The sequence below is a fragment of the Mongoliitalea sp. genome, assembly GCF_054166905.1.
This window is the reverse complement of the sequence record NZ_JBSZCK010000023.1, coordinates 118,173-130,960: the sequence shown is the minus strand read 5'-3', so window position 1 is coordinate 130,960 and position 12,788 is coordinate 118,173. Positions and strand designations below refer to the sequence as shown.

At 41.6% G+C, this 12,788-nt stretch carries 14 protein-coding genes; 8 read left to right on the top strand and 6 right to left on the bottom strand.

Features of this window, described 5'->3' with window-relative positions; genetic code table 11:
* Positions 1-969 precede the first annotated feature (969 nt).
* The 3 genes from ACXIUD_RS07725 to ACXIUD_RS07715 all read left to right on the top strand — a co-directional run bounded on the left by ACXIUD_RS07725 (position 970) and on the right by ACXIUD_RS07715 (position 2,802).
* Positions 970-1,314 carry a single-stranded DNA-binding protein gene (locus ACXIUD_RS07725; protein ID WP_458052048.1) on the top strand — a complete coding sequence of 115 codons (345 nt, stop codon included), beginning with the start codon at positions 970-972 and terminating at the stop codon, positions 1,312-1,314.
* A 139-nt stretch (positions 1,315-1,453) separates the two neighbouring features.
* A complete protein-coding gene (gene pfkA, locus ACXIUD_RS07720; RefSeq protein ID WP_458052047.1) occupies positions 1,454-2,428 on the top strand; it encodes a 6-phosphofructokinase in 975 nt (324 codons plus the stop codon).
* A 2-nt stretch (positions 2,429-2,430) separates the two neighbouring features.
* Positions 2,431-2,802, top strand: a complete 372-nt coding sequence (locus ACXIUD_RS07715) for a hypothetical protein (protein WP_458052046.1) — start codon at positions 2,431-2,433, stop codon at positions 2,800-2,802.
* Here ACXIUD_RS07715 and miaA read toward each other — a convergent pair.
* Positions 2,787-3,701: a tRNA (adenosine(37)-N6)-dimethylallyltransferase MiaA gene (gene miaA, locus ACXIUD_RS07710; protein WP_458052045.1), complete on the bottom strand. Its 915-nt coding sequence runs from the start codon at positions 3,699-3,701 to the stop codon at positions 2,787-2,789. The genes ACXIUD_RS07715 and miaA overlap by 16 nt on opposite strands.
* 78 nt (positions 3,702-3,779) lie before the next feature.
* Here miaA and ACXIUD_RS07705 point away from each other — a divergent pair, with 78 nt between their 5' ends.
* Genes ACXIUD_RS07705 through ACXIUD_RS07685 form a run of 5 tightly spaced genes read left to right on the top strand, consistent with a single transcriptional unit; the run spans position 3,780 to position 7,495 of the window.
* Complete coding sequence (locus tag ACXIUD_RS07705) at positions 3,780-4,514, top strand: Hpt domain-containing response regulator (RefSeq protein WP_458052044.1); 735 nt, start codon at positions 3,780-3,782, stop codon at positions 4,512-4,514.
* Complete coding sequence (locus ACXIUD_RS07700) at positions 4,511-4,888, top strand: response regulator (RefSeq protein ID WP_458052043.1); 378 nt, start codon at positions 4,511-4,513, stop codon at positions 4,886-4,888. Before ACXIUD_RS07705 ends, ACXIUD_RS07700 begins: the two co-directional genes overlap by 4 nt.
* 3 nt (positions 4,889-4,891) lie before the next feature.
* Positions 4,892-5,170 (top strand): hypothetical protein, encoded by a 279-nt coding sequence (locus tag ACXIUD_RS07695; protein ID WP_458052042.1) that lies wholly within the window; start codon positions 4,892-4,894, stop codon positions 5,168-5,170.
* Positions 5,167-5,928, top strand: coding sequence for an MBL fold metallo-hydrolase (locus ACXIUD_RS07690; protein WP_458052041.1), 762 nt, complete (start codon positions 5,167-5,169; stop codon positions 5,926-5,928). Before ACXIUD_RS07695 ends, ACXIUD_RS07690 begins: the two co-directional genes overlap by 4 nt.
* Position 5,929: 1 nt before the next feature.
* Positions 5,930-7,495 (top strand): NFACT RNA binding domain-containing protein, encoded by a 1,566-nt coding sequence (locus tag ACXIUD_RS07685; RefSeq protein ID WP_458052040.1) that lies wholly within the window; start codon positions 5,930-5,932, stop codon positions 7,493-7,495.
* On the opposite strand, the gene ACXIUD_RS07680 is transcribed toward ACXIUD_RS07685, so the two are convergent.
* From ACXIUD_RS07680 to pyk, 5 genes are all read right to left on the bottom strand, one after another.
* Complete coding sequence (locus tag ACXIUD_RS07680) at positions 7,492-7,860, bottom strand: hypothetical protein (protein ID WP_458052039.1); 369 nt, start codon at positions 7,858-7,860, stop codon at positions 7,492-7,494. The genes ACXIUD_RS07685 and ACXIUD_RS07680 overlap by 4 nt on opposite strands.
* The gene (locus ACXIUD_RS07675) at positions 7,857-8,627 is read right to left on the bottom strand and encodes a LytR/AlgR family response regulator transcription factor (RefSeq protein WP_458052038.1); all 771 of its coding nucleotides are present in this window, start codon (positions 8,625-8,627) and stop codon (positions 7,857-7,859) included. The genes ACXIUD_RS07680 and ACXIUD_RS07675 overlap by 4 nt, the downstream gene beginning before the upstream one ends.
* Positions 8,602-9,630 (bottom strand): sensor histidine kinase, encoded by a 1,029-nt coding sequence (locus tag ACXIUD_RS07670; RefSeq protein WP_458052037.1) that lies wholly within the window; start codon positions 9,628-9,630, stop codon positions 8,602-8,604. Before ACXIUD_RS07670 ends, ACXIUD_RS07675 begins: the two co-directional genes overlap by 26 nt.
* Before the next feature lie 110 nt (positions 9,631-9,740).
* Positions 9,741-11,180, bottom strand: a complete 1,440-nt coding sequence (locus tag ACXIUD_RS07665; RefSeq protein WP_458052036.1) for a fasciclin domain-containing protein — start codon at positions 11,178-11,180, stop codon at positions 9,741-9,743.
* Between the two features lie 174 nt (positions 11,181-11,354).
* A complete protein-coding gene (gene pyk, locus ACXIUD_RS07660; protein ID WP_458052035.1) occupies positions 11,355-12,785 on the bottom strand; it encodes a pyruvate kinase in 1,431 nt (476 codons plus the stop codon).
* Positions 12,786-12,788 lie beyond the last annotated feature (3 nt).

Sequence of the window (12,788 nt, the reverse complement as noted above, 5' to 3'; positions counted from 1 at the left end):
CCTCCAATTTCCGCCAGGAAAAACATCTGTGGAAATCAGTGCAATCTGTGGACTTTGAAAATGAGGAATTTAGAATGTACAATGTGGAATGGGAATTCAGATAACAAAGTTAATTTTCGGTTAGAAATTTTTCTGCGGTTTATGTGGTTTCTGCGAGAGACCCATTCGTGCAATTCGCTGAGCTTTGCGAATAAATTGTAAAATCAAGCTAACCAATGAGAGGTTAGATGCTTGAACAATCCGACCAATACCTTTTTCGTGTAATTCGTGTAATTCGTGGACCTTTTTAGACATTAGACTTGCCTTCTGCAAGCAGGCGTAAGACATAAGACGTTAGACTGGATGTTGGTGGAAACCTACAATTTCCGCCTGAAAAACATCTGTGGAAATCTGTGGACTTTGAAAATGAGGAATTTAGAATGTACAATGTGGAATGGGAATTCAGATAACAAAGTTAATTTTCGGTTAGAAATTTTTCTGCGGTTTCTGTGTATTCTGCGAGAGAGATCCGGGAAGAGTTCGACCCCTTCAGGGTCCAAAGCATCGAAAAACAATTATTTATTTACCCCGGGTTGAAACCCGAGGCTATTGAAAAGTTTGACTGTTTCAGAGTCTGGAATCTTATGTCTTGTGTCTTATGTCTTATGTCTTATGTCTTGTGTCTTGTGTCTTATGTCTTATGTCTTGATTCTCGTTTCCTACTTGCAGCGAGCAAGTCTCGTTCCTCGCTTCTCGCTTCTCGTTTCTCGCTTCTCGCATCCTACCTCTCGGTAGGCAAGCTCGCTTCTTCATACTTGGTACTTGGTACTTAGTACTTGGTACATGGTACAAGGCAGTTGGTCCACACCCCCCCCTCTCAACACTTAAACGTTTATAATCGACTATAAACGTTTCATACACGGATAGAATGGATTTTTATACAGAAATTCCTGCTAGTTATTTTCTATCAACTATTTAACCAACAAAACTATGAGTAGTATCCGCAACAAGGTACAGCTGATCGGGAGATTGGGTACCAAGCCTGAACTGAAAGAATTTGAATCGGGGAAGAAAAAAGTTTCTTTTAGCCTCGCCACCAATGAGTACTATTACACCAAATCGGGGGAACGAGTAGAAGAAACTACCTGGCACAATATCGTCGCCTGGGAAAAATCTGCCGAAAAAATGGCTAAAATCTTGGACAAGGGCTCCGAGGTGGCCATCGAAGGGAAAATTGCCAACCGCTCCTATGAGGACAAAGACGGAGTCAAAAAATACCTCACAGAAATCGTAGTGGAAGAATTTGTGCTGTTTGGAGAAAAAGTCACCACTTAATCCCCCATTCAGGAAGCTGCATTTTCAACAAGGATTTTTCGTTTGAAGGCAGCTTCCTTTTTTTCAGACCTCATTTTTAAATTTAACAAACAAATCCACCCATTTATCAGTATTTTTGCAGAGACTAACCTATTAAACAATGAAGAAAATAGCAGTTTTTACCTCTGGTGGTGACGCCCCAGGTATGAATGCCTGCATTCGTGCCGTCGTCCGCACAGCAATTTTTCACGGTGTGGAGATTTATGGCATTTCCTATGGCTACGATGGCATGATCAATGGCAATATCAAACGCATGCACTCTCACTCCGTCAGCAATATCATCCAACGTGGAGGTACTATTCTCAAATCCGCCCGAAGTGATGAATTCCGTACTCCGGAAGGAAGAAAAAAGGCATTTGACAAACTCACAGAACTTGGAATTGAAGGCATAGTAGCCATCGGAGGAGACGGAACTTTCACGGGTGCCAAAACTTTCTTCGAGGAATTTGGTATACCTACCATAGGCTGTCCCGGGACCATCGACAACGATATCTACGGGACAGACTATACGATTGGCTTCGATACAGCAGTCAATACAGCCCTGGAAGCCATCGATAAAATACGGGATACAGCTGCCGCCCACGACAGGATCTTCTTTGTCGAGGTGATGGGCAGAGATTCGGGTTATATAGCTGTGGAATCGGGTATTGGTGGTGGAGCTGAATTTGTGATGGTTCCAGAAACCAAAACCGATTTAGCAAAAGTGGTGAAATCGCTCAAAAACCTGAGAAAAAGTAAATCTTCCAGCATCATCGTGGTCGCTGAAGGAGACGAAGAAGGAGGAGGAGAAGAGATCATGCACAAAGTAGAAGAGAAACTGAAAGATGCAGATAAAGATTTCAAGGTTACTACCCTAGGACATATCCAACGTGGGGGTAATCCTACTGCGAGAGACCGTGTTTTGGCATCCCGCTGTGGCATGGCTGCGGTAGATGGCCTACTAAAAGGAGAAAAAAACTGCATGGCCGGGGTTATGAACGGTGAAGTGGTCTATACCCCATTTGCAGATTGCATAGGAAAAACCAAGCCACTCAACGAAGATCACTTACGTCTAATTGAAATTCTAAGTATATAGATATGGGATACCTTCCTTTATTCCTCACATTTGGAGGCTTTATCATGCTGTTTATGATGGTGGTCAGCAGCACCTTTAACAACAAAAAGAAACGCTTGATCCAATTGTCGGAGCAGGCCCTTTCCATCATGCATGGACTTGACCAAAGCATACAAATCCAAGCCGCAGGAAACACACAAGCCGTGGAACAAGCGATTCAGGGTTTTCAGGATAAAAAAGAGGCTTTCTTAAAAGCCAATCCAGAAGTAGTGGAAAAAGAATTACTTCCCGCTATGAAAAACCTCAAATTGGCCAAAGCCGGATATAACCAGCTTTTGGCAGAGAAACCCTATAGTTTTGTGGGTAAATTGATGGGGCATCAACCCTTCAATTGATTCCCAATCCAAGCCTTGATCTCCCCAGCTTGAGCCGGGTGAAACCAGTGATATGATTGATCCCGTCGAAACCAAGTGAGTTGTCGCTTGGCATACCGACGGGAATTTCTTTTGAGTAGACGCACGGCTTCCTCCCAGTCATATTGTCCATCCAAGTAGCCAAAAATCTCTGAGTAACCGACAGTTTGCAGGGCATTGAGCTGTTTTTGGGGATACAATGCCTCGGCTTCTTCCAGCAATCCCGCTTGCAACATCGCATCCATGCGCTGATCTATGCGGGCATATAATTCCTCCCGATCACGTTCCAAGGCGATTTTGAGTATACGGAAAGGTCTTTCCACGGACTTCTGCTGCCGAAAGCTGGAGTAGGGTTTACCCGTACCTCTGCAAACTTCCAGTGCACGCATCAAGCGTTGGGGATTTTGTTGATCGACAATAGCAAAATAGGCCGGATCTGCTTGCGAGACAGCTTCTTGCAGCCATTGCAAGCCCTGCGTTTGATAGGATGCAATGATATTTTGACGCACTTCTGTGGGGATATCCGGCATCTCGTCAAAACCCTTGCACACGGCATCAATGTAAAGGCCCGAGCCTCCCGTGAGGATGACCACTGAATATGTTTGAAAAAGCTGCTCCAGTAACAGCAACACATCCTGCTCGTATTGCTTGACATCATACTCCTCTTCGATGGAATGGGAATTGACGAAATGATGAGGTACCCGCGCCAATTCTTCCGGAGATGGCTTGGCTGTCCCCACATTGGTTTCCTTGTAAAACTGACGACTATCTGCTGAAATAATCTCCGTCTGTAACTCCAAGGCCAGGTGAATGGCCAGGTCTGTTTTCCCTACTGCTGTGGGACCGGCGAGGACAATCAGGGTATGTGGATATTTATACAATGAATGGAAGTTTAAGAATAATAGATTGCGGGAATCTAGATTTTAACTATCTTGAGGCAAAAATATCAAATTAATTAGATGATTGATAAAAAGGTTTTGATCGCTGAGGACAATCCTTTAAACAGGAGGGTGTTTGAAAACATCATCCGTCAGCGCTACCATTTGGATGTGGCAGAAAACGGGTATCAAGCCATTGAAAAATTGAATGAACAAGCGTTTGATCTAATTCTTTTGGACATTCAAATGCCCGTCATGGATGGGGTTACGGCCTGTAGAATCATTAAATCAGAACGCCTGAGCGATGCTCCAATCATTGCTATTTCTGCATATGCGGATGAATCGGACAAAGCCTTATTTATCTCCTCCGGATTTGATGATTTTCTGCCCAAGCCAGTCAAACCACAGATTTTACTGCGTTTGCTCAGCAAGTTTTTGGATCAAGGAGCAGGCATTGCAAAGCCTGAATTTCCAGTACTATCTGAGGATACCTTACAAAAATTACTAAAATACAACTCGAATATCAATATCAGGACGGTATACGCTGACTTTCTCAAAGAAACACATATGCTATTGGAAGAAATTAAAGCGTTGATACAAGCCAAACAATTTTACGAAGTTGGACAAAAGTTACATACGATTAAAGGAAATTCCGGTACCTTGGGTGCCACGGCTTTATTTAAGTTTTCCGAAGCATTCGAACTGAATATTAAAAGCCAAAATTTTGATAACATTGAAAAAGAATATTTAACTTTGAAAGAGTTAGTGAACTCTTTTGAAAATCATTTGAAGTCTCATACAATTTTAAGCTCATGACAAGTACCAAAAGAATTTTAGTTGCGGAAGATAGTTCTGTTATTATCAATTTGACTAAGAATGTACTATTGTTTGAAAACTATCATATAACTGCTGTGAAAAACGGAAAGCAAGTATTAGAGAAGCTTGCGGAAGAAGATTTCGATCTTATTTTGATGGATATTAATATGCCTCTTATGGATGGAATCGAGTGTACCCGTGCCGTACGTGCCCTTTCAAATGCAAACAAAGCAGGCATACCGATAGTTGCTATAACAGGGAATTATAAGAATTACACCTTAGACGATTTCAAAAAAGCTGGCATGAACGATTATGTCCAAAAACCATTGGACTACGATCACCTGCTCGCTACGGTCAAAAAACACTTATCTTAATACATGCAAATCAAGTACACAAAAAATTTTCTGGACAAATTAGAGAATATTTTTGCGGCCTCTGAATATATTTTGCGTTACGAAAAAGGCAATTTCAAATCGGGATACTGCATCCTCAAAGACAATAAGATCGTAGTAGTCAATAAGTATTACCCACTCGATGGGAAGATCAACACCTTGTTGGAAATCATCAAAGAATTGAACTTTAATCCTCAGGATTTTGGAGACAAAAAAATCCAAGATCTGCTTACCGAGTTACAACAAACAGCGCTTAAACTTTGAAAATTACATTTCTAGGAACAGGAACCTCTCAAGGCGTACCCGTGATAGGATGCGATTGCCCGGTATGTAGTTCCTTGGATTTCAGAGATAAACGTCTGAGGAGTTCCATTTTGGTGGAAATCGACGATCAGTGCTTGGTCATAGATACGGGACCGGATTTTCGTCAGCAAATGCTACAGGCGAAAGTAAAAAAACTGGATGCGGTCCTTTTTACTCACGAACATAAAGACCATACAGCTGGATTGGATGATATCCGTTCCTACAATTTTTTACAAAAAAAGGACATGCCTATTTATGGTACTTCTCGCGTATTAAACCAAATTAAACGGGAATTTGCCTATATCTTCGAAGAAGTCAAATATCCTGGGGTACCCTCTGTACAGGTACATGAAATCAGTAATAAGCCATTCAGCATCCAAGGCACCCTAGTTACTCCTATTCAAGTCCTGCACTATAAATTACCCGTTTTTGGTTTCCGTTTTGGTGACTTCACCTACATCACCGATGCCAAATACATAGAAGACGAGGAGTTTGAAAAAATCAAAGGGAGCAAAATTTTGGTGTTGAACGCCTTACAAAAAACGCATCACCTCTCCCACCTCACCTTGGATGAAGCCTTGGAATGGGTAGACCGTATTCAGCCAGAACAGGCTTACTTCACTCATATCAGTCATAAACTGGGTTCGCATCATGAAATAGAGCCCCATTTACCTGCGCATGTCAAACTTGCGTATGATGGATTAACAATCAAGCTCTGACATGCAGCTCAATTACCATTTTCTTCGATTTCTATGCCCGGAATTGCATCAAACCTTTCAAGGCTTTTGTATCAGTTCCTGCTTTTCCCAAAACAAGGACGAATTGGTTATTCTTTTTTCCAAAGGAGAAGAAACAGCCTGTATCCGAGCCAATTTACTCCCTATTTTTTCCTGTCTGAGTTTTCCAAAGGATTTCAAACGGAGCAAAAAAAACACCATCAATCTCTTCGACGAATGGCTGGGACAAGAGGTGCTTTCGGTGACTGCTTTCAGTTTTGAGCGTGCATTTGAGATCGTATTGACAAGTGGAGATAGCATCGTCTTCAAACTGCATGGGACCCGAAGCAACATTCTGTATTATCCCGCAGGGTCGAGTTACCCTAGCAAGGTATTCCGAAATGAATTGAAAGAAGATTTTGAGATAGAAAAATCAAAGATACCTGTCAGCCTGGATCTCCATTATGAGCGCTTTGAAGCCTTGGATGGAAATGCCTCCCAGTTTTTGCCGACCTTGGGAAAAATCCCTCGGGAATGGTTGAAAAATCAAGGGTATATTGATGCACCTCTCTTGCGTAAATGGGAGCTCATGCAAGCATTGCAGGATATGTTGGCTAGTCCCTTATACTCCATCATCCAAATTGGAGGGGAATACGAACTTTCCCTCTTACCGGAATCCTCCCCTATTTTTCAGAGTGATCAGGCCATTGAAGCTGCAAACGAATTATTTCGCTACCGCGTGGTCGTGCAAACTTTTCAAAAAGAAAAGGCTAAATGGGTCAAGCATGTAGACGATCAGTTGAAGAAAAGTCAGGCCTATATCCGAAAAACTGAGGAGAAATTGTACGAATTGCTCGAAGAAATATCCCCTGCTCAGAAAGCGGATGTACTGATGGCTAACCTGCATCAGATTCCAACGGGCGCCACTTCAGCCAAGCTCTTTAACTTCTATACCAATCAGGAAGAGGAATTTGCTTGGAAACAGGGACTGAGTCCGCAAAAAGTAGCTGAAAACTGGTACAGAAAGTCAAAAAACAGGAAGATTGAAATCTCCCAATTGGAAGAAAATCTGGAGGCCAAAGAAAATTTAATCCAAGCATTAGCAGCACAAAAAGAGGAATTAGCTGGTATTCATGATTTCAAACGACTGAGACAATTTATCAAAGACCATCATTTGGTACATGCGGCTCAGGCACAAGAAGATACTGTACCTTTCAAACGATTTGAAATGGAAGGATTTGAGGTATTGGTTGGAAAATCAGCCAAAGCCAATGATGAACTCTTGCGAAGGTTTGCCTGGAAGGAAGATTTATGGCTACATGCCAAAGATGTTTCGGGATCCCATGTGCTGATCAAATACAAGTCAGGGAAAGTTTTTCCTACGCAGGTAATCGAACAAGCTGCATCCCTAGCTGCTTACTATTCCAAAAATAAAAACGAGAGTTTGGCGGCTGTCATCGTAACACCAGCCAAATTTGTAAGAAAAGTCAAAGGTTCAGCGCCGGGTGCAGTGATGGTGGATAAAGAGAAGACCGTATTAGTCTCACCCCAAGGACCACAAAACCGCTAATTCCAAGATTTGGGTTTCGTTGGCGGTCCCAAACTGATTTTATTGAATCCTTTGACCAAGACAACTGTGCCAGCAATGCCAATGGCCCCACCTGCATACAATAATCCACGGCCTAATTCCGGATTGTTCCCAAGTAATTGACCTCCCAAAATAGTGACTGAATAGCCGATGGTGGCCACTAAAATCCCATTTTTCAATTGCCGCTGTGCCTGATGCAGATTTAACTGCACATCATATACCTCTTGCTGCAACTGCATGATAGTCCGCTGCATGTTTTCCTGATTACCCTCAGCTCGATCAGATTGGGAAAATCCAGTTTGTACGCCCAAAAAAACAAGCCATAACAGTGTAACTAATTTTTTCATTTGTTGATCCACTCCTTAAATTGATTGACTTTTTCTCTTGACACAATTAAATCGGTAAATGCAGGTGAATTCAAGGATAATTGCAGACGACCATTTTGATAAGGCTTCATTTCCTGCAAGTAATCCAAACTTACAATGGAGGATCGGTTGATTCTATAAAACTCCATAGGATTTAAGAGCTGTTCCTCCAACTCTTGTAAGCTGTAATCCACAATGTATTTTTTTGACTCACCGGAGCAAACCAAATACGTAACACTATTCTCCGTAAAAAAATAGGCTACATCTTTGACGGATATCAACTTAATTTTGTTGCTATATTTAGCTAAAAAACGTTGTTTGTAAACTTTATTTTGGTAACCATGGAAGATTTGATGTAAAACCTCTGGAGCAATTACCTGTTTTTGAGTATCTCGTATAAACTTGCTGGCTTTTTCCAAGGCAAGAACAAGACGTTCTTCCTCTATGGGCTTAAGCAAGTAGTCAATACAATTATGATCAAAAGATTGGAGTGCGTATTGATCATAGGCGGTGATAAAGACGATAGGAATGCTGATGTCAAAGACTTTAAGCACATCAAAACTCAATCCATCTGCCAAGTGTAAATCGCAAAACAGCAAATCGAGCTCCTGCTGTTTTCCAAGAATTAGGGAAAGGTCCTCTAATGTCTGCCCAGTGGTGAAGATTTGGGCATGGGGATAATGCTGGGAAATAATCGTTTGGATTCTTTTCTTGGTAAATGGCTCATCTTCTACTATCGCTATTTTCATATCCTTCGATTAATGGTAGTTCAACTTCAAAAAACTCTTCTGTACTCCTTACGCTTACTTTTCTACCTAAGAACTTATATCTTGCTCGAATGTTTTCAAGTCCTATACCCGTGGAAACTTCCACGATAGTTTTTAACTGTTTTTTATTATGAATTTTAATGGACGATTCAGAAGCTATGATGGAAACTTCTAAGGGTTTTACGTCTGTAAAAAAATTGTGTTTTACCACATTTTCTACCAATAATTGCATGACAGCAGGGGGTAGCATTTTGGGAAGGGCCTCTTCATCAATCGCCTTTTGGAAGGTTAAGGAACCCTGAAATCTAATTTCTAATAATTCTAAATATTTTTTCAAAAAGTTTAATTCCTCTTCCAAACTTACTAATTCCACGTTGCGCTTATTGAGGATATAGCGATAGATATCCGAAAGCTTGTGTAGAAATTTATCTGCCAATTTAGGGTCTTCATAGATCAATGAAGACAAAATGCTTAGGTTATTGAAGAAGAAATGTGGATTGATCTGCGCATTCAATGCATCAAGCTTGGCATTGACCGTTAATGTTTTCAAGCGCTCTGCCTCGAGTTTTTTCTCATTGAATTTTTTATTGAAAAAATAAATAGCATTGACAGAGTTTAGAAACAAATTTACTCGGTACACAAATGCTGCTGTCAAAAAGAAGTTTTGTAAGGAATAAGCGAATGGCCCACCCAGAATATTGCCTGTAATCAAAACAGAAGTTAGCGCCAATAATCCGACCAAGACTAAACTACTGAGGAATTGTGTGATTAAAGGATGAATGTTTTTGGGAAAAAACCCAGATTTTTTCTCTACCCACTCATTGATAACCCAAATGCCGAATACATTAAAAAAAACAACTACAAATAAGTACTGCGGAGGAAGGTCTACTTGATACAAGCGATCTCCGTCTAAAAGAGAGATGTTAAGAAAAGAATAAATTCCTAAGAGCGTGGCAAACAAATACCTGTATGAGTGACCAAACATCTGATGAGACTTAGGGGGGTGGTTGATTAAGTTTAACCGTGGGTTTGTGGAAATGTTTTGAAAAAAATAAGGGAGTCCTTCCGAACTCCCTTACCCTATTGTGATAGGAATTAGTCTAGAGTTGGTAGCAATACACCGTCAATTACGTGTACCACACCATTAGCAATTGCTACGTCAGCGACAACTACGTTGAATGTATTACCCGCAGCGTCGGTTACCGTAACATTACCATTAGATCTTGTTACTGTCAATTCTTCACCGGCAAGAGTTGGTACTTGCTGTGCACCTGCTGCTAAGTCAAAAGAGAAAGCAGTTGCGGGCACTACGTGGAATCCAAGTACAGTAGTTACAGCCTCAGCGCCAATTTCAGCGATCAAAGCTTCCAAAGAAGTTACTTCAAATGCTTCTAATAAATCAGCGAAAGCTTCATTGGTTGGAGCAAATACTGTGATTGCCTCAGCGCCTAACAAAGCACCACCCAAGTCAGCAGCATTAACAGCATCCAACAAGGTAGTCAAACCAGCAGCAGTAGCCGCTTCTACTACGTTAGGAATTTCAAGCTCTGGTAATAATACACCATCGATTACGTGTACTACACCATTTTCGATAGCCACGTCAGCAGCTACTACGTTTCTTGTATTTCCAGCAGCATCTGTTACTGTTACTCCGTTACCATTTCTTGTGACAGTCAATGACTGTCCGTTCAAAGTAGTAAAGGTGTTAGTCGGCTGTAGGTCTGCAGCAAAAGCAGTAGCTCCCACCACATGGAAACCTAACACAGACTCAAGATTACCAATACCTCCAATTCTTGCAACTAATTGATTCAAATCAGCAGCATTGAAAGCTTCCAAAGCATCAGCGAAAGCATCGTTGTTTGGAGCAAATACTGTGATAGCAGGAGCTGCCAACAAAGCATCAGCCAAACCATCCACAGCAGTTACAGCTGCCAAAAGAGTAGTCAACCCTGCACTAGTTGCAGCATCTACCAAGTTTGGAGCAGGTACTTCAGGAAGTTGAATTTCAGGAAGTAATACTCTGTCAATTACGTGAACTACACCGTTGCTAATACGTACATCTGCAGTTACAACGTTGGCAGTATTACCAGCTGCATCGACTACAGTTACTGCGTTACCAGATCTGTTGACAGTCAATTGCTGCCCAGCTAGAGTAGTAAATGTGTTGGTAGGGTTCAGGTCAGCAGCAAAAGCAACCGCTGGTACTACGTGAAAACCTAAAACAACTTCTAAGTTTTCAGCTCCACCTAAAGCATCAACTAGTTCGTTAAGGTCTGCAGCGTTAAATGCAGTTAATGCTGCGCCGAATGCATCATTGGTCGGAGCGAAAACAGTGATAGCAGGAGCTTCCAATAAAGCAGGAGCTAATCCAGGGATAGCCTGAACAGCTGTCAAAAGTGTAGATAATCCAGCCTGAGAAGCAGCATCCACTAAGTTTGGAGCTTCCATTTCCGGTCTCATGTCATCATCGTCGTTACACGCTACGATCGCAAATAAAAATGCGAATGCCAATAGGTACTTTGATAAATTTTGCATAGTTGAATTTGTTTAGTTTCGTATTCTTAAACTGAGAAAATCCAATGTAGATACATTGATTTGGCTGAACCGTCGATTTTACAGGCTGAACTGTGCATTAAATCGGCTGAATTGAAAAAAAAGAGGCACTTGATTGGATCAAGCGCCTCTAGAGGTTGGTTAGTGAATAGTTATTTATTCTACAATATGAATCTTAAGCATATTGGTAGAACCTTTTTCTTTTAAAGGCATACTCGCGGTGTTGATAATGACATCGCCTGTCTTCACGTAATTATCAGCTTTCAGCTTATTTTGGATATCCATGAAGGTAGCATCGGTAGATACATTGCTCGTATAATAGTAGGCATGCACACCCCAAGCCAAGCTTAATTGGGTCAATAGATTCCTGTTGTTGGTAAATACAATCAAGTTTGCCAAAGGTCTGAAGGATGATAGGCGGAAAGCTGTCATACCGGATGCAGTAATTCCCACCAATACTTTAGCCTTGACGTTTCTCGAAAGCCTTGCAGCCATCAACGTGAGGTTTTTACTCAAAAATTTAGGATCATCTTCCGGAATTTTATACAAATGATGGTATACATCATGATTGTTTTCAATGTAGGAAATGATACTGGTCATTGCCTTTACTGCGGCTACCGGAAACTGACCTGAAGCGGTCTCCGCTGATAACATCACCGCATCCGCACCATCCAATACAGCAGTAGCCACATCGTTGGTCTCTGCGCGGGTTGGTCTTGGGTGATTGATCATACTTTCCAACATTTGGGTAGCAATAATTACCGGTTTGCTGGCAAGTTTACATTTCTGTACAATGGTCTTTTGCCATAAAGGCACCTTTTCCATAGGAACTTCTACTCCCAGGTCACCACGGGCCACCATGATGGCATCGGTGGCTTTGATGATCTCATCAATATTTTCCAAAGCCTCAGGCTTTTCGATTTTCGCTACAATTCGGCAATGCTTACCTGCTTTGACGATACGCTCCCGAAGGTCACGGATATCATCAGCGGACCTCACAAAAGAAAGTGCAATCCAATCTACATCATTGGCTAAGCCAAACTCCAAATCTTCCAAATCTTTTTCTGTCAAGGAAGGGGCAGATACTTTGGTATTGGGTAAGTTGATCCCTTTTCTGGACTTTAAAACACCTCCGTGGATAACCACGCAGCGTACATTTTTACCATCGGTATTGTTAACTGCCAATTCAATATTACCATCATCGATCAAAATACGATCTCCACCTTTGACGTCATTGGGTAGGTTTTGGTATACGGTGCTTACCAATTCTGCATTTCCGATGACCGGTTCATTGGTAATAGTGATTTTTTGACCAGGATTGATTTGGACTCCGCCATTCTCCATCTCTCCTACACGGATTTTGGGACCTTGTAAATCTTGAAGAATACCGATATTAGATTCAGACTCTTCATTGATTTTGCGAATAAGTTTGATCACTTCCGCATGTCCTTCATGATTACCGTGGGAAAAATTCAATCGAAAGACATTAGCTCCGGCACGAACCAAGGTCCTCAACATTTCTTCATTATTGGAGGCAGGGCCTACGGTGGCTAGTATTTTGGTCTTGTTAAATAAGGCAATACTCATGTG